Source organism: Deltaproteobacteria bacterium (genome assembly GCA_029210625.1).
In the GTDB taxonomy this organism is placed as follows: Bacteria; Myxococcota; Myxococcia; order SLRQ01; family SLRQ01; genus JARGFU01.
Map to the genome: position 1 here is coordinate 18,831 of JARGFU010000028.1, position 17,494 is coordinate 36,324.

Below are 17,494 nucleotides of genomic sequence, written 5' to 3' on the forward strand. Positions count from 1 at the left end.
ACGGGAGGGCAGGGCAGGCGCGTCAGGCGCTCGCCTTGCTCTTGCCGTGCCGCTTCAGGCCGTACTCGTGGCAGAGGCGCCGCATCGTGTGGACCGAGATGTCCAGGATGTCGGCCATGGTCTTGTTGTCCATCCGCTCGAAGTTGGCGGAGACGAAGGCCCGCCGGTCCTCGAGGGGAGGCTTGCCGTGGGCGGACTCGGAGCCGTCGGAGAGCTCGAGCCGGACGTAGCCCTCGGCGGCGAAGACCACCCGGCCGAAGCTCTGGGCGGCGGGATCGAAGACCCGCTGGCCCAGGCGGTAGGTGCGGGAGACGTCCACCGCGGCCTTCTTCACCCGGCGGATACGGGCCGCCGCGCGCTTGATGGCGACGAGGCGAGCCTCGGCCTCGGGGCTGAGCTCTTCCTCCTCCTCCTCGCCCTCGACCCGCAGGGCCGGAGCCCGGCTGGCGCTCCGCTCGGGGCGCTCGACCTCGTCGTCGTCATCCTCCAGGTCGGTGTCGTTGTCGTCGTCGTCGAGGGCGACCGAGTCGTCCCCCATGGACTCCCCGATGGCTCGCGCCTCGCTCATCGACGTACCTTCACCGTCCACCAGCTTCGCCTGCAGGCGACGCCACTCCACCGAATCTTCTGGCTCTCGACGAGAGAATCCCATCTCGTTCCTCGCTTGGTAGGGTTCGAAAAACAGTCTCGAATGTCGCGCAACGACCGTGCCCCAAACGTATTGTCACGTATGGCACCACGAGGGATCGAAGTTAGATCGGATGGGCGAAGGGATCAAGCCTCGACCTGGTGGGAATCGATCCCGGCCCAAAAAAAAGCTCGCGAGCGTCAGTGACGCCCGCGAGCTTTTGCTGGTGCCCAGGAGAGGATTCGAACCTCCACGGCCGTGAAGCCACCAGAACCTGAATCTGGCGTGTATACCAGTTTCACCACCTGGGCAGGCGGCCCTAGGTAGCGGCAACGGCCCCCGGCGTCAAGAGGTTCTTTCACCTCCAGGTCGGCCTTGACTCCCGTCGGTCGCCGACTATCCTACCTCGGAAAGAAGACCGCTTCGGTCTTGTTTTGGAGAAGCAGATGCTCCGGGTCACCAAGCTCACCGACTACGCCATCGTCGTCGCCTCGGCGCTCGCCCGCGACCCGCGCGCGTTCCACCGGGCGTCCGAGGTCGCGCAGGCCGCGGCGGTGCCGGAGCCCACGGTCCGCAAGGTGCTCCGCCTGCTGGTGCAGGGGGAGGTCGCCCAGAGCACCCGCGGCGTGAAGGGGGGCTACCGCCTCTCCCGCGCGCCGCGCGAGATCGACCTGGCGCAGATCGTCGCCGCGGTGGAGGGCCCCATCGCGATGACCGACTGCTGCACCGAGGACGTGGGCTGCGAGCAGGAGAGCGGCTGCCAGCTCCGTCCCAACTGGCAGATGATCAACGACGCGATCCAGTCCGCGCTGGCATCGATCAACCTCGAGCAGATGAACGCGCCGCTGCCCGCCGGGCTGGTGGGCCTCGGGCGCGCTCAGGGCTGAAGGAACACCATGGCAGGCACCCAGAAAGAGAACCTCCAGGAGTTCGTCGACCGCGAGTACGAGGCCGGCTGGACCACCGACATCGATCAGGAGCAGGCGCCTCCGGGCCTCTCCGAGGAGATCGTCCGCTTCATCTCGGCCAAGAAGGACGAGCCCGAGTGGCTGCTCGAGTGGCGCCTCGAGGCCTTCCGCAAGTGGCGGCAGATGGACGACCCCGGCTGGTGGCCGGACCTCGACTACCCGCCCATCGACTACCAGTCGATCTCCTACTGGGCCGCGCCGAAGCAGGCCGGCGAGGGTCCCCAGAGCCTGGACGAGGTCGACCCCGAGCTCCTCGAGACCTACGAGAAGCTCGGCATCCCCCTGCAGGAGCGCGCGGCGCTGGCGGGGGTGGCGGTGGACGCGGTCTTCGACTCGGTCTCGGTGGCGACGACCTTCAAGGCCGAGCTGGCCAAGAAGGGCATCATCTTCTGCTCCTTCTCCGAGGCCGTGAAGGAGCACCCCGAGCTGGTGCGCAAGTACCTCGGCTCGGTGGTGCCGGTGACCGACAACTACTTCGCGGCCCTGAACTCGGCGGTCTTCTCCGATGGCTCCTTCGCCTACATCCCCCCGGGGGTGCGCTGCCCGATGGAGCTCTCGACCTACTTCCGGATCAACGCGGCCAACACCGGGCAGTTCGAGCGCACCCTGGTGGTCGCCGACGAGGGCGCCTACGTGAGCTACCTCGAGGGCTGCACCGCGCCGATGCGCGACGAGAACCAGCTCCACGCTGCGGTGGTCGAGCTCGTCGCCCACACCGACGCCGAGATCAAGTACAGCACCGTCCAGAACTGGTACCCCGGCGACAAGGAGGGGAAGGGCGGCATCTACAACTTCGTCACGAAGCGCGGGAAGTGCGCTGGCGACCGCTCGAAGATCTCCTGGACCCAGGTCGAGACCGGCTCGGCCATCACCTGGAAGTACCCCGGCTGCATCCTCCTGGGGGACGACTCGGTCGGCGAGTTCTACTCGGTGGCCCTCTCGAACAACCGCCAGCAGGCCGACACCGGCACCAAGATGATCCACCTGGGCAAGCGCACCCGCTCCACGATCATCTCCAAGGGCATCTCGGCCGGGCACGGGCGCCAGACCTACCGGGGGCTGGTGAAGATCCAGAAGGGCGCCGAGGGCGCTCGCAACTACACCCAGTGCGACTCGCTGCTCATCGGTGATCGCTCGACCGCCAACACCGTGCCCTACGTCGAGGTGAAGAACCCCTCCGCGACCCTCGAGCACGAGGCGACCACCTCCCGCATCAGCGAGGATCAGCTCTTCTACTGCCGCCAGCGCGGCCTCTCCGAGGAGGACGCCGTCTCCCTCATCGTGAACGGCTTCGCCAAGGAGGTCCTCGAGGAGCTCCCGATGGAGTTCGCGGTGGAGGCCCAGAAGCTGCTCGGGGTGAGCCTCGAGGGCGCCGTCGGCTAGACCTCAACGATCTCAAGGAAAGAAGAACACCATGCTGCTCGACATCCAGAACCTCCGCGTCGCCGTCGACGGAAAGCCGATCCTCAAGGGCATCGACCTGCATGTCCCCGCCGGCGAGATCCACGCCATCATGGGCCCCAACGGCTCGGGCAAGTCGACCCTCTCCCACGTCCTCGCCGGTCGCGAGGGCTACGAGGTCACCGGCGGGACGGTCCTCTACCAGGGGCAGGATCTCCTCGCCCTCGAGCCGGAGGAGCGCGCCCGGGAGGGCGTCTACCTCGCCTTCCAGTACCCGGTGGCCATCCCGGGGGTGGGGAACCTCTACTTCCTGCGCGCCGCGCTCAACGCCCAGCGTCGCCACCGCGGCGAGCCCGAGGTGGACGCGATGGACTTCCTCGCGCTCGCGCGGGAGAAGATGAAGACCGTCCACCTCGACGAGCGCTTCGGGCGCCGGGCGGTGAACGACGGCTTCTCCGGCGGCGAGAAGAAGAAGAACGAGATCTTCCACATGGCCGTCCTCGAGCCGAAGCTCGCCATCCTCGACGAGACCGACTCCGGCCTCGACATCGACGCCCTCAAGGACGTCTCCGATGGGGTGAACAGCCTGCGCTCGCCCGAGCGAGGGATGGTGCTCATCACCCACTACCAGCGCCTGCTCCACCACATCCGGCCCGACCGGATCCACGTCCTCCTCGACGGCAGGTTCGTCGACTCGGGCGGCTACGAGCTGGCCGAGCGCCTCGAGGCCGAGGGCTACGCCGCCTACGGGGAGAGCGCGGCATGAAGAGCGTGACCTCCGAGACCTCGCCGCTGGCCGAGGCCACCACGGCCTGGGTGACCGGGGCGCAGCTCTCCGCCGAGCGGGAGGCGGGCGCGCTGCACTCCCTGCGGCGGGAGGCCCAGCGCCAGCTGCTGATCTTCCCCTGGCCCCACCGGCGCTTCGAGGGGTGGCGGCACTTCCCCCTGCGCGATCTGGGCAAGGTGCCGGCGACGGCGCCCCGCCGCGGCGGCCTCTCGCCCGAGGAGCTGCCGGGCGCCTCGCGCCTCCTCGAGCGCCACGGCCTCGCGGCCACGGTGCTGATCCAGGGCGACACCCACTGCATGGCCCCCGGGGCGAGCTTCCCCGAGGGACTGCGGGCCGAGCCCCTGGCCCCGCGCCTCGACGCGGCGCGGGCCGGCCCGGCGGCGTCCCTGGCGCCTCGCCGGGAGGAGCCCTTCTCGGCGCTGAACGCGGCGCTCTTCCGGGAGGGCATCCACCTCACCCTGGAGGCGGGCCGGCGGGTCGCGGCGCCGCTGGTGCTGGTGCACGACGCCGGGGCGTCCTCCGAGGCCCTCCTGCCGCGCCTGCGCCTCGAGCTCGAGGCCGACGCCGAGCTCACCCTGGTCGAGCTCTTCCAGGGGGGCAGCGAGGCCTCCCTCACCAGCAGCGTGACCGAGGCCGTCCTCGGGGCCGGCGCGCGACTCGTGCACCTGCGGGTGCAGATCGAGGGCGAGGCCGCCACCCACCTGGGCAGCTTCGAGGCCGAGCTCTCCGAGGGCGCGACCCTCGTCTCCCGGGTCTTCAGCCTGGGCGGCGCCCGCACCCGCCTGACCTCCCGGGCCAGGCTGTCGGGGCCGGAGGCCTCGGTGACCCTCGAGGGCGTCTACCTCGGGCGGGGTGAGCAGCACCACGAGCACCACACCTGGATCGAGCACGCCGTCGAGCGCTGCCGCAGCGAGGAGACCTACCGGGGCATCCTCGACGACGCGGCCACCGCGGTCTTCGACGGCACCATCGAGGTGCGCCGGGACGCCCAGCAGACCGAGGGCGCGATGGAGAACCGCAACCTGCTGCTCTCGCCCGACGCGGTGGTCCACACCAAGCCCCGCCTGGAGATCGACGCCGACGACGTGAAGTGCAGCCACGGCGCCACCGTGGGGCAGCTCGACGAGGCGCAGCTCTTCTACCTGCGCTCCCGGGGCTTCGGCCCCCAGGAGGCCCGCGGCCTGCTCACCCTGGCCTTCGTCCGCGCCCTGGCCGACCGGGTGGAGGAGCCGCGCCTCCGTGCGCTGGTCCTCGACGTCCTGGCCGAGCGCCTGCCCGGCGTGAACGCGACGACCCTGCAGGCGGCCGAGGAGGCGGCCCGATGAGCCTCGCGAGCCCCCCCGTCGGGCCCATCGCCCCGATGCCGCGCCTCGACCTCCCGGCGCTGCGCGCGTCGGTGCCGGCGCTGCACCAGCAGATCGACGACCGCCCCCTGGTCTACCTCGACAACGCGGCGACCACCCTCAAGCCCCAGGCCGTCATCGACGCCGTGACCAGCGTCTACGCCCGGGACTGCGCCAACATCCACCGGGGAGTGCACCGCCTCTCGCAGCGGGCCACCGAGCGCTACGAGGCCGCCCGGGAGACCGTCCGGGCCTTCCTCGGCGCGGCCTCCACCCGGGAGATCGTCTTCACCCGCGGGACCACCGAGTCCATCAACCTGGTGGCCGCGGGCCTGCCCTCCCTCGTCGAGCTCGAGGGGAGGGCGATCCTGATCACCGGGCTGGAGCACCACTCGAACATCGTGCCCTGGCAGCAGCTCTGCCGCCGCACCGGCGCGAAGCTTCGGGTGGTCCCCCTCCTCGAGGATGGCAGCGTCGACGGGCAGGGCATGGCCGCGCTCCTCGACGAGGAGGTAGCCCTGGTCGCGGTGGCCCACATCTCGAACGCGCTGGGGACCATCCTGCCGGTCGAGTCCATCGTCGCGCAGGCCCGCGAGGTGGGCGCGCTCACCCTGATCGACGGTGCCCAGGCGGTCGGCCATCAGCCGGTGGACGTGCAGGCGCTCGGCGCGGACTTCTACGCCTTCTCGGGCCACAAGCTCTTCGGCCCCACCGGGGTGGGGGTGCTCCACGGGCGGGAGGAGCTCCTGGCCCGGATGGATCCCTACCAGGGCGGCGGCGACATGATCCTCACCGTCACCTTCGAGCAGAGCACCTGGAACGAGCTGCCCTACAAGTTCGAGGCGGGGACCCCCAACATCGCCGGGGTCATCGGGCTCGGGGCCGCCATCGAGTGGCTGCTCGGCTGGGGCTGGGACGCCATCGAGGCCCACGAGCATCAGCTCCTGGAGCACGCCACCGAGGTCTTCTCGGCCATCGAGGGGCTGCGGCTCGTCGGCACCTCGCCGCGGAAGACCGCGGTGCTCTCCTTCGTCCTCGAGGGGATCCACCCCCACGACGTGGGCACCATCGCCGACGCCGAGGGGGTCGCCCTGCGCACCGGCCACCACTGCGCGCAGCCGGTGATGGATCGCTTCGGCATCCCCGCCACCACCCGCGCCTCCCTGGCCCTCTACAACACGCTCGAGGAGATCGACGCCGCGGCGGCGGCCCTCCGCAAGGTGCAGGAGATCTTCGCATGAGCGATCTACGCGAGCTCTACCAGGAGATGATCCTGGACCACGGCAAGAACCCGCGGAACTTCGGCTTCCCGGACCCCTCGAACCGCAGCGCCGACGGTCACAACCCCCTCTGCGGCGATCGCCTCACCCTGAAGGCCCGGGTCGATGACGAGGGCAGGATCGAGGACATCGGCTTCCAGGGGAGCGGCTGCGCCATCTCCACCGCCTCGGCCTCGACCATGACCGAGGTGGTGAAGGGCAAGACCGTCGAGGAGGCCCACGCCCTCTTCGAGCAGTTCCACGACGTGGTCCTCGGCAAGATCGAGGCGGATCCGGTGGCGCTGGGAAAGCTGGCGGTCTTCGCCGGGGTGGCCGCCTATCCGATGCGGGTGAAGTGCGCGAGCCTCTGCTGGCACACCCTCGAGGCCGCCCTGGGCGAATCCGACCAGCAAGTGAAGACGGAGTAGGACCTTGAGCGAGAACGATCCCAAGACCGCCCTGGAAGAGAGCGTCCGCGCCGCCACCGGCGAGCAGAGCGGCACCCCGCCGGCCGAGATCCCGCGGGGCGAGACCGCGGCCAGCCTGGCGGAGATGGCCGCGGCGGCCGCCCACGTGGCCCCCGAGGAGCTGCGGGAGGAGATCATCTCCATCCTCCAGGGCATCTACGACCCCGAGATCCCGGTGAACATCCACGAGCTGGGCCTGATCTACGCCATCGAGATCGACGAGGGAGGCGCGGTGGAGATCCGCATGACCCTCACCGCGCCCGGCTGCCCGGTCGCCGGCCCGATGGTGGACGAGGTCCAGCACAAGGTCGCCGAGCTGCCCGGGGTCGCCACCTGCCACGTCGAGCTGGTCTGGGAGCCGCCCTGGACGATGGACCGGATGAGCGAGGCCGCCCGCCTCCAGCTGGGGATGTTCTGATGCGCTTCGATCTCACCCCCGAGGCGGCGAAGAAGATCCTCGAGCTGGTCGAGAGCTGGGAGAGGCCCGCCCTCGGCCTGCGGGTCGGTGTGCGGGGCGGCGGCTGCTCCGGCTTCTCCTACTTCATGGAGGTCTGCGAGGAGAGCGCCTTCGACGCCGAGAAGGACGAGCGCTTCGAGCACCACGGCGCCACCGTCGTCGTCGATCGCCGCTCGCTGAAGGTCATCGACGGCACCGAGCTGCACTGGAAGAGCAGCTTGATGGGGGCGGCCTTCGAGTTCAGGAATCCGCAGGCGAAGCAGACTTGTGGATGTGGTTCATCCTTCGCGACCTGACCTCGGGTCGAGCCAGCGGAAAGGCCGTGGACGTGTACGTGCACGGAACTCGGGACCCGGGAAGTACTCGGCCAGGCCGTTCACCTCGCCGTCCACGTCCACGTACACGTACACGTACACGGCTTCTCCCGGGGGAGCGACCGAGGTCTACGAACCCCGGAGCTTCCTGACCCGGGCGATGACGAGCTCCGCCGCTCGATCAATCTCGACCTCGGTGTTGTACCGTCCGATCCCGAAGCGCAGCGAGCCGTGGGCCAGATCGTCGGAGACTCCCATCGCCCGCAGGACGTGAGAGGGGGTCGGGGTGGCGGAGGCGCAGGCCGAGCCGGAGGAGAGGCAGAGCTCCCGCAGGCCCAGCAGCAGGGGCTCGGCCTCGACCCCCTCGAAGGAGAGGTTGAGGTTGCCCGGCAGGCGCGCGCCTTCCTCCATCGTGCCGTGGACGACGACCCCCTCGAGGGCGTCGGTGATCAACCGGTGCAGGCGGTCGCGCAGGGTGAGGAGGACCCGGCTCTCGCGCTCCCGCTCGGCGGCCGCCAGGGCCAGGGCCTCGCCGAGGCCCACGATCAGCGGGAGGGGGAGGGTGCCCGAGCGGAAGCCCCGCTCGTGGCCGCCCCCGTGGAGCAAGGGCGCCGGCCGCACTCGCGGATCACGCCGCTTGAGGAAGATCGCGCCGATCCCCTGGGGGCCGTGGACCTTGTGCCCGGAGAGGGAGGCGCAGTCGACGTGCTGCTCGAGGACGTCGAAGGGGACCTTGCCGATCGCCTGGACGGCGTCGGTGTGGAAGAAGGCCCCCACCGACCGGCAGTGCGCCCCGATCTCGGCGATGGGCTGGAGGGTGCCCACCTCGTTGTTGGCGGCCATCACCGAGCAGAGCAGGGTGTGCTCGTCCACCGCCTCGCGGACGGCCTCCATCCGGACGACGCCGTCGGCCTCCACCGGGAGGATCGTCAGCTTCGCGCCCCTCGCCTCGGCCAGCCAGCGGGCGGTGTCGAGGACGGAGGGGTGCTCGATGGCCGAGACCACCAGGCCCCGCCGCCGCTCGCCGTAGGCATCGAGGAGGCCGGCCAGGGCGAGGTTGTTGGCCTCGGTCGCCCCGGAGGTGAAGACGATCTCCCCCTTGGCCGCGCCCAGGGCCCGGGCCACCTGCTCCCGGGCCCGCTCCACCGCCTCCTTCGCGTCCCATCCCCGGCGGTGGGTGCGGCTGGCCGCGTTGCCGAACCTCTCGGTGAAGTAGGGCAGCATGGCCTCCAGCACCCGGGGATCGACCGGCGTGGTGGCGTGATGATCCAGGTAGATCGGGGTGCTCCCCACGGCTGGTTTGGCCTCCGTCATGTCTCTGACGTAACTTCTCTGGAATCCATCGCGAAGGAAAGGGCACCTACCCCTTGCCGGGGACACGCGCATCCATGAAGAAACTGACCCTCATCGCCAGCGGCGCCATCCTCGCCTTCCTCCTGGTCGCCTTCGTCCCCGGCCTCCTCGAGGGCCCGGGCCTCGCGGAGAGCGGCCCCTCCTTCGAGGACGCCATGCGGGAGAGCCTCCTGCTCGCCCTGGGCGTCGTCTTCCTGGGCGGCGTGCTCACCAGCCTGACCCCCTGCGTCTATCCCCTGATCCCGATCACGGTGGCGGTCTTCGGCGCCAAGAGCGCGTCGAGCCGCATGAAGGGCGCGCTCCTCTCCTCGGTCTACGTCCTGGGCATGGCGGTGATGTACGCCTCGCTCGGGCTCCTCGCGGCGCTCACCGGCAAGGTCTTCGGGAGCGTGATGTCGAACCCCTGGGTGATCGGCGTCATCGCGACGGTCTTCGTCCTCTTCGGCATCTCCATGCTGGGGGTCTTCCAGATCCGCCTCCCGAGCGGCCTCCAGACCCGCCTCTCCCAGGTGGGCGGCGAGGGCTACGCGGGCGCCTTCGCCATGGGCCTGGTGGCCGGCGTGGTGGCCGCGCCCTGCACCGGTCCGGTCCTCGGCGGGGTGCTGACCTACGTGGCGACCACCGGCGACGCCCTCCTGGGGACGGTCCTCCTCTTCACCTTCGCCCTCGGGATGGGCCTGCTCTTCTTCGTCCTGGGCACCTTCTCGGTGAGCCTGCCCAAGAGCGGCACCTGGATGGACGTGGTCGAGTCCATCTTCGGCATCGCCCTGCTGGTGGTGGCCCTCTACTTCCTCAAGGACGTCGTGCCGGCGCTGCAGGCGCTGGTGCAGGTCGAGGCCGGCTGGGTGATGTGGGTCACCGGCGGGGTCGCGGCCGCAGGGGTGCTCCTGGGCGGCATCCACCTCTCCTTCCACGGGCCGGCGCTGCACAAGGTCGGCAAGGCCGCGGGCGTGCTGCTGCTGACCGGCGCCATCTTCCTCCGGGTCGGCGCCCTGGGGGCCGTCCCCGCGGACCACGGCGGCGAGCTCCACTGGCTGACCAGCGAGTCCGAGACCCTCGCGCTCGCCAGCGCCGAGGGAAAGCCGGCGATGGTCGACTTCTCCGCCGACTGGTGCACCGCCTGCAAGGAGCTCCAGAAGTACACCTTCCCGGATCCGGCGGTGCAGGAGGAGCTCTCCCGCTTCGTCATCGCCACGGTCGACCTGACCGACGACGAGTCGCCGGAGTACGCCCGGCTGAAGGAGAAGTACGGCTTCCCCGGTCTGCCCTACATCGTCTTCTACGACTCGAAGGGCGAGCAGCGAAAGGACCTGACGGTCACGGGCTTCCGCCGCCCCGAGGACTTCCTGAAGATCCTCGCCGCGGTGAAGTAGCGGTCTAGAAGAGGCGGAAGGAGAGCCCCGCCCAGCTCTCGACCTGGAAGGCGAAGCCGCCGACGTAGCCGCCGCCGCCCTCCCAGCGGGGGCCGAAGCCGAAGGTGGCGACGACGTTCATGTCGGGCGTCAGCATGTACTCCAGCCCCACCAGCATCTTGATCGGCAGGCGCCAGCCGCCGCCGTAATTGAAGGTGTAGAGCAGGGGCACGTCGAGGGTGAAGAAGGAGCTGTAGGTCGGGTGAGGCTTCATCCCGAGGGCGATGCCCGGCGAGAGGACGAAGCCCACGTTGCCGGCGTTGGCGATGTCGGCGTAGCGCGCCCCGAAGTTCATGTGCAGGCCGCCCCGCCCGGTGAAGGCCAGGTTGAACTCCTCCTGGTCCATCAGCGAGTAGCGCACCGAGATCAACGCATCGGCGGTCGTGCGCAGGTAGTCGAAGGTCAGCCCGTAGCCGAAGTCGTAGGCCTGCGGCTGTCCCTGCAGGTAGTGCGCTCCGATCGTCGGCAGGCCCACCCAGACGTTCCAGGCCTGGGTCTCCGGGCCGAGCACCGAGCCGTCCCACGAAGAGAAGGCGCCCGCGCGGGCGGTCGCCGGCGCGGTGAGCGCCAGCAGCAGGGCGAGGGCGGCGATGAGGTTCTGCAGGCGCTTCATCGTTTCTCCCTAGAACCAGTAGTGGACGCCGAGGACGGCGGTGCCGGCGGTGACGAGATAGGGTGGGGTGGGGGGCTGGACCGCCGCGGTGACCTGCCCGAAGCGGGCTCCCCCGCCCAGGCCGAACTCCGCGAAGATCTCCAGGTTGTCGGTACCCGGAGGATAGTAGGCGAGGCCGGGTCCGAGGAAGTAGGCCATGGTGTGGAGGCCGAGGCTGCCCACCGAGGGGAGCACCATCCCGGCGAGGTAGAGGTTGAGGTTCTCCTCCGGGATGAGGTGGAGGATCGCCTTGCCGCCGAAGGCGATGCTGAAGAGCCCCTGCCGCCAGTCCACGCCGAGGAGGGCGGAGAACTCGGCCATGGGCGCGGCGGCGAACTTCACCGAGAGCAGGCTGCCCGGCAGGACCGGGCCCACCGGGACGGCCTGGAAGCCGACCGCCGCGATCCGGGTGGAGTTGTCCCGCGCCTCGGCGCGATCGGGGGAGAGGGCGAGGAGGGTGAGCCCGAGGGCGAGGGGCAGCAGGTGGCGCGGGGCGATCATGTCGCCGCACAGGAGAGCAGAAGAGGCGCGTGGAGGGTAGGGGCGCTCGGCCGCCCGGGCTCACTCCATGCCGGCCTGGCGCTCCCCCTCGAGCTGCTGAGCGCGCTCCTGCGCGGCCTGGAGGCGGGCCGCCTCCTCGTTCACGTCGGTGGTGCGGGAGGCCCAGAGCCAGGCCATGAAGATGCCGAAGCCGACGGCGAAGGTGCCCAGGAGCATGAGGATCCAGCCCCAGGTCGGGATGCCCTGGCGCTGGAGGTTGAGGCGCCGGTCCATCTCCGCGCCGCTGCCCTGGGTGGGCTGCACGGCCTGTACGCCGAGGCGGTCGAGGGTGGGGGTGCCGCCCCGGGCGCGGGCCACCGCCTCCTTCTGCTCGCGGTCCATGAAGGTGTCGCCGTCGAGGGCGCCGCCGCCGGACTCCCGGCCGCCGCTGCGGCTCTGGCGCGGCAGCAGGTCACCGAGACCCAGGTCCAGGGGCTTGCGCTTGACCTCGGAGGACACCCGGGTCACCGCATCCATGTCCAGCTCTCCCCCGATCTCACCGAGGCCGTCGTCGAACTCTTCGCCAGGCATGACCGCATTCTACGCCACCTCGCGGGTCCAGCGCAGGTGTCCAGGCCCTGGACGCCGGGATCTGCGTGCACCAGATCGCGGGCCCGAAGGCCTGCGACCAAGGGTCCGGAAACAATGCGCTTTTCGCGCTCCGCCCGGCGCCACGCCTCCGGACCTCCAGGCTGTCGTCTCAGCAGACAGTTTCGGCCTCCGGGGGTCCCGGAGCGGTTCCCGGAGCTCGGCGTAAGAGCCTGTATTTGCTTGACTTTACCTTGTTCGTCGGAGGCCTCCCGCGGCATGGATCTTGCTCGATATCGGGCAAGGGGTCCGTGCGTCCGTCGCCTCTCCCGGACCCGAAGGAGTCTTCCAGTGATCCGCAACTCAGAGATCCTCGTCGTCGATCCCGATCCCACCGCCCGCTCCCTCGCCCTGCGCGCCCTTCGGAAGGACGGCCTGCGCGCCATCGGAGCCGGCACCCGGCACGAGGCCCTCCAGGCCTTCGAGGCGGCCCGGCCGATGGTGGTGATCTCCGAGCTGGCCCTCGACGAGGGCGACGGCCTCTCCCTGATGCGCGAGCTGCGCGAGGTGGGCGGCCACGAGGTGCCGGTGCTCCTCCTCTCCGATCTCACCGGCGCGCCCCGCACGGCCGGGGCCGACGCCCGCGCCCTCGGCGCCGAGGACCTGCTGCCCAAGCCGCTCTTCGCTCGCGACCTGGTGACCTTCAGCCACCTGCACCGCGGCCGCCCCGCCGGGGCCCGGGTGATCGAGGGCCGCCTCGAGCAGACCTCCGCCGCCTACCTCCTGCGGGCGCTGGCCACCGGCAGCCGCAGCGGGCGGGTCGTCTTCATCGAGGGGGAGGGCGAGGTCGTCTTCCGCGAGGGGCGGATCATCGAGGCCAGCTTCCGCCACCGCTGCGGTGAGCCGGCCCTCTTCCGCCTCCTCACCCTGCAGCGCGGACCCTTCCACCTCTTCTTCGAGACCATCGGCAAGAGCGGCTCCCTGAACCTGGGGGTGAAGGAAATCCTGCGGCAGGGGCTGCCCTACGTGCAGCGCTGGGAGGCCATCACCGGCCGGCTGCCGGGGCTCGACGCCGTGCTCCAGATCGACTTCGGCGAGCTCGGGGCGAAGCTGGCCACCCTGCCCGACGCGGTGAACGGCATCGTCCGCCTCTTCGACGGCAAGCGCGATCTCGAGCGGGTCCTCACCGACTCCCCGCTGGCCGAGCTGACCACCCTCGAGGTGATCGATCGCCTCCTCCACGGTGGCATCCTGGTCGCCCCGGTCGTCGAGGCGGCGCCGGTGAGCGAGGAGGCCTCACCGGCCCCCGAGGCGCCCGTCGCCAGCGACGAGGTGATGCGCTCGCTCTTCGGGGAGGGCCTGCCGGCGGGCGTGGCCGGCGCGGCCGCGCTGGGCAACGAGGTGCCCGCGGGCTGGACCGCCGGCGAGCCCATCGCCTGGTCGGCCCTCGAGCCCGAGCCCGTGATCGGGCGGAGCGACGAGGCGGAGGATCCCCGCGCGATCACCGGCTGGGATCTGCCCGCGGCCCTGGCAGAGGCCAGCCGGGTGGCGCACGCCCACGCCCTGGAGCAGAGCGCCGATCTGGCGGCCGAGGCCTCCGGCGAGGCCACCCTGGCCGCCGCCGCCGATCTCGGCGAGCTCGGTGACCTCGGTGACCTCGGTGAGGCGCTGGCCCCCGACTTCTTCGAGGACGAGGAGGTCCCGACCCCGGCGCTCGAAGCGAGCGAGGACGAGGCCGAGCTCGAGGAGCTCTACCACGCGATGGCCGTGGGGACGCGCAAGGCCTCCCTGGGCTGGGCCGCCTGGACCGGCTTCGTCGCCCTCTGTGGAAGCCTGATCGTCGCGACCGTCGTGCTGACCCTGGACGAGGTCCGGGTCGACCCCGAGGTCGCCTCCCCGGCCGTGGTGCGGGCCGTCTCCCCCGAGCCCGCCGCCGCGCCCGCGCCCGCCCCCGATCCGGCCGTGGCCGCCGACCTGGCCCTGGTCGAGGCCGAGGCCGAGGGCAGCGCCGCCGCGCCGGTGCCCAAGGACGACGCCTGGCTGGCCGCCGAGTTGCAGGCCGCGAGCGACGCTTACGCCACCGGCCTCTACGGCGACGCCGTGCTGATCTACGCCGGCGCCGCCATCGAGCGCCGCGACTCCCTCGAGGCGCGGATGGGCCTGGGCCTCTCCTACCTCGAGCTGGGGGATCTCGAGGGCGCCGTCGGCGCCTTCCGGGCCGCGCGCGAGATCGATCCCTCCTCGCCCCGCGCCCTGGCGCTCCTGGGCTCGGCCTTGCAGATCTCCGGGCAGCGGATGGAGGCCCGGAAGGTCTACCAGCGCTACCTCGAGGTGCGTCCCGAGGGCACGCAGGCCTCGGAGATCCGTGCCATCCTCGATCGCTGGGACGACTAGCGCCCCGCCTTCAGGCTCGGCGTGGAGGCGTGCTATGACACGCCCATGTCGGGCCACAATCGATGGACGAAGATCAAGCGCCAGAAGGAGGCGCTCGGCGCCACCAAGGGCAAGGCCTTCACCAAGGTGATCAAGGAGATCACCGTGGCCGCCCGGGACGGCGGCGGTGATCCCGAGGCCAACGCCCGGCTGCGCGCCGCGATCCAGGCTGCCAAGGACGTCAACCTCCCCAAGGACAACATCGAGCGGGCCATCCTGAAGGGCACCGGTGAGCTCGAGGGGCAGGCCTACGAGGAGATCGCCTACGAGGGCTACGGCCCCGCCGGAGTGGCCCTCTACGTGGAGTGCGTGACCGACAACCGCAATCGCACGGTCGGCGAGGTCCGCCACCTCTTCACCAAGGGCAACGGGAACCTCGCCGAGAGCGGCGCGGTGGCCTGGATGTTCGAGCACAAGGCGCTGATGGAGCTGCCCAAGGAGGGGCTCAGCGAGGAGCGGGCCATGGAGCTCTGCATCGAGGCCGGCGGAGAGGACGTCGTCGACACCGGAGACACCTGGGAGGTGCAGGCCGGCGCCAGTGACTTCCACGCGCTGCTGACCGGCCTCGAGGGGCTCGGCCACAGCCCCCGGAACCCCCGCCTGGAGTGGATCCCGAAGAACACCGTGAAGGTGTCCGGCGAGGACGTGAAGAAGGTGCTGCGCCTCGTCTCCCTGCTCGAGGAGAGCGACGACGTCCAGAACGTCTTCGCCAACTTCGACATCGACGACGAGGAGATGGAGCAGGCCACCGAGTGAAGGTGCTGGGCATCGATCCGGGCACCCGGGCCTGTGGCTGGGGGGTGGTCGCCTCCCACCGGCGCCGCCTCGAGCCGGTGGCGCACGGAGTGATCCGCCTGGAGGGAGAGCTGGCCCCGCGCCTCGCCGCCCTCTGGGAGGCCCTCGTCGAGGTCCTCGAGGCGCAGCAGCCGGACCTGGTCGCGGTGGAGGGCCTCTTCACCCAGAGCAACGCCCGCTCGGCGCTCACCCTCGGCCACGCCCGAGGGGTGGTCCTGGCCGCTGTCGCCCGCGCGGGGCTCCCCGTCCAGGAGTACGCCCCGGCGACGGTGAAGCGCACGGTGGCGGGCAGCGGCCGGGCCGACAAGGACGCGGTGCAGACGATGGTCAAGAGCCTCCTGGGCCTCTCGGGGAGGCTGCCCCCCGACGCCTCGGATGCCCTGGCCATCGCGGTCTGCCATCTGCAACACACCGGCGGCGGGCTGCCGGCCAAGGCCCGCCTCTCGGTGCAGGACTTCCGCAAGGGGAGAGAGGGATGATCGCGCAGCTCATCGGCGTGGTGATGGAGAAGCGGGCGGACCACCTCGTCCTCGACGTGGGTGGTGTAGGGTACCGGGTCTTCGCCTCGGCCGAGGCCCTGGCCTCCTTCCCGGGGCGAGGAGAGAAGGCGTTGATCCGCACCCACACCCACGTGCGGGAGGACGCCATCGAGCTCTACGGCTTCAGCGACGCCCGCGAGGAGGCGATCTTCCACGCCCTCATCGGCGTGCCCAAGGTCGGCTGCCGCAAGGCCCTGGTGCTCCTCTCGGGTATCGGCGCCGCGCAGATCGTCGCCGCGGTCCGCAGCGCGGACGCCGCCGCCCTCGCCCGGGCCCCGGGGGTCGGCGCCAAGACCGCCGAGCGCCTCGTCCTGGAGCTCAAGGGCAAGCTCGACGGCCTCGCCACCGGCGGGAGCGCCGAGGCGGAGAGGGGCGGGGACGAGCACCTGGCCGATCTCGTCTCGGGCCTGATCGGGCTGGGGTACCGGGCCGCCGCCGCCCAGAAGGCGGCGGAGCTGGCCTGCGAGCAGGATCCGGAGGGGGAGCTGCCCCAGCTCCTCAAGGCCGCCCTGGCGCACCTGCGGGACGGGTCCTGAACACCCGTGCACTCCTGCTCCGGACGGGATAGGCTCCCGCGCGAGGGATGAACGGCGAGAGAGCGATCGCGCCCACGGCGGCGGAGGACGAGCAGGCCTACGAGCGCTCCCTGCGCCCGAAGAGCTTCGCGGAGTTCGTCGGCCAGCGGCTGGTGGTGGACAAGCTCGAGGTCTACGTCGAGGCCGCCCGCCGCCGCAGCGAGAGCCTGGACCACGTCCTGCTCTCGGGGCCTCCGGGGCTGGGCAAGACCAGCCTGGCCCACATCATCGCCCGGGAGCTCGGTGTCCAGCTCCACGTCACCTCCGGCCCGGCCATCGAGCGCAAGGGCGATCTCGCGGGCATCCTCACCAGCCTGGAGGAGGGGGACATCCTCTTCGTGGACGAGGTGCACCGCCTCCCCCGGGTGGTCGAGGAGAGCCTCTACACCGCCATGGAGGACTACGAGTTCGACGTCATCCTCGGCGACGGCCCGGCCGCCCGCTCGGTGAAGCTCGAGCTCTCTCCCTTCACGCTGGTCGGGGCGACGACGCGCACCGGCCTGCTCACGGGTCCCATGCGGGATCGCTTCGGCATCGTCGAGCGCCTCGACTTCTACGACGCCGAGGCCCTCGAGCAGATCGTCGAGCGCAGCGCGCGCATCCTACAGGTGCAGCTGGAGAAGGGAGGCGCGGCCGAGATGGCCCGCAGGGCCCGGGGCACGCCGCGGGTGGCGAACCGCCTCCTGCGCCGGGTGCGGGACTTCGCCGAGGTCGAGGGCAGCGGCAGCGTCGATCGCGAGGCCGCCGACCTCTTCCTCGGCCGCCTCGGGGTGGACGAGAGAGGCCTCGACACCATGGACCGCCGCCTCCTCGAGGTGATCATCGAGCGCTTCGAGGGCGGCCCGGTGGGCATCGGCACCATCGCCGCCGCCGTGGGCGAGAAGCCCGACACCCTCGAGGAGGTCTACGAGCCCTACCTCGTCCAGCAGGGGCTGCTGGCCCGCACGCCCCGCGGCCGGGTCGCCACCACCGCGGCCTACACCCACCTCGGCAAGAAGCCCACGGGCCGGCAGGGCTCCCTGGTCTAGGGCTACAATGCGGGG

19 protein-coding genes and 1 tRNA gene are annotated in these 17,494 nt (G+C 71.0%); 14 read left to right on the top strand and 6 right to left on the bottom strand.

Going from position 1 to position 17,494, the window contains the following annotated elements:
* Positions 1-22: 22 nt before the first annotated feature.
* Positions 23-568 (bottom strand): hypothetical protein, encoded by a 546-nt coding sequence (locus P1V51_21050; protein MDF1565539.1) that lies wholly within the window; start codon positions 566-568, stop codon positions 23-25.
* A 284-nt stretch (positions 569-852) separates the two neighbouring features.
* Positions 853-939, bottom strand: a tRNA-Leu gene (locus tag P1V51_21055).
* Positions 940-1,074: 135 nt separating this feature from the next.
* Here P1V51_21055 and P1V51_21060 point away from each other — a divergent pair.
* The 8 genes from P1V51_21060 (at position 1,075) to P1V51_21095 (ending at position 7,606) form a co-directional block, all read left to right on the top strand.
* Positions 1,075-1,515 carry an SUF system Fe-S cluster assembly regulator gene (locus P1V51_21060; protein MDF1565540.1) on the top strand — a complete coding sequence of 147 codons (441 nt, stop codon included), beginning with the start codon at positions 1,075-1,077 and terminating at the stop codon, positions 1,513-1,515.
* 9 nt (positions 1,516-1,524) lie between these two features.
* Positions 1,525-2,979, top strand: a complete 1,455-nt coding sequence (sufB, locus tag P1V51_21065; protein MDF1565541.1) for a Fe-S cluster assembly protein SufB — start codon at positions 1,525-1,527, stop codon at positions 2,977-2,979.
* Positions 2,980-3,010: 31 nt separating this feature from the next.
* A complete protein-coding gene (gene sufC, locus P1V51_21070) occupies positions 3,011-3,763 on the top strand; it encodes a Fe-S cluster assembly ATPase SufC (protein MDF1565542.1) in 753 nt (250 codons plus the stop codon).
* The gene (gene sufD, locus P1V51_21075) at positions 3,760-5,109 is read left to right on the top strand and encodes a Fe-S cluster assembly protein SufD (protein ID MDF1565543.1); all 1,350 of its coding nucleotides are present in this window, start codon (positions 3,760-3,762) and stop codon (positions 5,107-5,109) included. Before sufC ends, sufD begins: the two co-directional genes overlap by 4 nt.
* Positions 5,106-6,368 (top strand): cysteine desulfurase, encoded by a 1,263-nt coding sequence (locus P1V51_21080; GenBank protein ID MDF1565544.1) that lies wholly within the window; start codon positions 5,106-5,108, stop codon positions 6,366-6,368. The genes sufD and P1V51_21080 overlap by 4 nt, the downstream gene beginning before the upstream one ends.
* Positions 6,365-6,814 carry an SUF system NifU family Fe-S cluster assembly protein gene (locus P1V51_21085; GenBank protein MDF1565545.1) on the top strand — a complete coding sequence of 150 codons (450 nt, stop codon included), beginning with the start codon at positions 6,365-6,367 and terminating at the stop codon, positions 6,812-6,814. Before P1V51_21080 ends, P1V51_21085 begins: the two co-directional genes overlap by 4 nt.
* Positions 6,815-6,938: 124 nt before the next feature.
* Positions 6,939-7,271 carry an SUF system Fe-S cluster assembly protein gene (locus P1V51_21090; GenBank protein ID MDF1565546.1) on the top strand — a complete coding sequence of 111 codons (333 nt, stop codon included), beginning with the start codon at positions 6,939-6,941 and terminating at the stop codon, positions 7,269-7,271.
* Positions 7,271-7,606 (top strand): iron-sulfur cluster assembly accessory protein, encoded by a 336-nt coding sequence (locus P1V51_21095; protein ID MDF1565547.1) that lies wholly within the window; start codon positions 7,271-7,273, stop codon positions 7,604-7,606. The genes P1V51_21090 and P1V51_21095 overlap by 1 nt, the downstream gene beginning before the upstream one ends.
* A gap of 147 nt (positions 7,607-7,753) precedes the next feature.
* Here the strand turns inward: P1V51_21095 and P1V51_21100 are convergent, their stop codons facing one another.
* Positions 7,754-8,938: a cysteine desulfurase family protein gene (locus tag P1V51_21100; GenBank protein ID MDF1565548.1), complete on the bottom strand. Its 1,185-nt coding sequence runs from the start codon at positions 8,936-8,938 to the stop codon at positions 7,754-7,756.
* Positions 8,939-9,012: 74 nt separating this feature from the next.
* Here P1V51_21100 and P1V51_21105 point away from each other — a divergent pair, with 74 nt between their 5' ends.
* Complete coding sequence (locus tag P1V51_21105; protein MDF1565549.1) at positions 9,013-10,350, top strand: cytochrome c biogenesis protein CcdA; 1,338 nt, start codon at positions 9,013-9,015, stop codon at positions 10,348-10,350.
* Between the two features lie 4 nt (positions 10,351-10,354).
* Here the strand turns inward: P1V51_21105 and P1V51_21110 are convergent, their stop codons facing one another.
* The 3 genes from P1V51_21110 to P1V51_21120 are packed head-to-tail and all read right to left on the bottom strand — an operon-like array spanning position 10,355 to position 12,112.
* Positions 10,355-11,002: a hypothetical protein gene (locus P1V51_21110; GenBank protein MDF1565550.1), complete on the bottom strand. Its 648-nt coding sequence runs from the start codon at positions 11,000-11,002 to the stop codon at positions 10,355-10,357.
* A gap of 9 nt (positions 11,003-11,011) precedes the next feature.
* The gene (locus P1V51_21115; protein MDF1565551.1) at positions 11,012-11,542 is read right to left on the bottom strand and encodes a hypothetical protein; all 531 of its coding nucleotides are present in this window, start codon (positions 11,540-11,542) and stop codon (positions 11,012-11,014) included.
* Positions 11,543-11,602: 60 nt separating this feature from the next.
* Positions 11,603-12,112: a hypothetical protein gene (locus tag P1V51_21120; GenBank protein MDF1565552.1), complete on the bottom strand. Its 510-nt coding sequence runs from the start codon at positions 12,110-12,112 to the stop codon at positions 11,603-11,605.
* 348 nt (positions 12,113-12,460) lie between these two features.
* Between P1V51_21120 and P1V51_21125 the strand changes: the two genes are divergently transcribed.
* From P1V51_21125 to ruvB, 5 genes are read left to right on the top strand one after another with little or no spacing between them, the layout of a single operon-like run.
* Complete coding sequence (locus tag P1V51_21125) at positions 12,461-14,503, top strand: response regulator (protein ID MDF1565553.1); 2,043 nt, start codon at positions 12,461-12,463, stop codon at positions 14,501-14,503.
* A gap of 45 nt (positions 14,504-14,548) precedes the next feature.
* Entirely contained in the window at positions 14,549-15,298 is a 750-nt protein-coding gene (locus tag P1V51_21130; protein ID MDF1565554.1) for a YebC/PmpR family DNA-binding transcriptional regulator, read from the top strand.
* Positions 15,295-15,816, top strand: a complete 522-nt coding sequence (gene ruvC / locus P1V51_21135) for a crossover junction endodeoxyribonuclease RuvC (protein MDF1565555.1) — start codon at positions 15,295-15,297, stop codon at positions 15,814-15,816. The genes P1V51_21130 and ruvC overlap by 4 nt, the downstream gene beginning before the upstream one ends.
* Positions 15,813-16,412 carry a Holliday junction branch migration protein RuvA gene (gene ruvA, locus P1V51_21140; GenBank protein MDF1565556.1) on the top strand — a complete coding sequence of 200 codons (600 nt, stop codon included), beginning with the start codon at positions 15,813-15,815 and terminating at the stop codon, positions 16,410-16,412. The genes ruvC and ruvA overlap by 4 nt, the downstream gene beginning before the upstream one ends.
* Positions 16,413-16,459: 47 nt before the next feature.
* Positions 16,460-17,479 (top strand): Holliday junction branch migration DNA helicase RuvB, encoded by a 1,020-nt coding sequence (gene ruvB, locus P1V51_21145; protein ID MDF1565557.1) that lies wholly within the window; start codon positions 16,460-16,462, stop codon positions 17,477-17,479.
* The last annotated feature ends 15 nt before the right edge of the window (positions 17,480-17,494 follow it).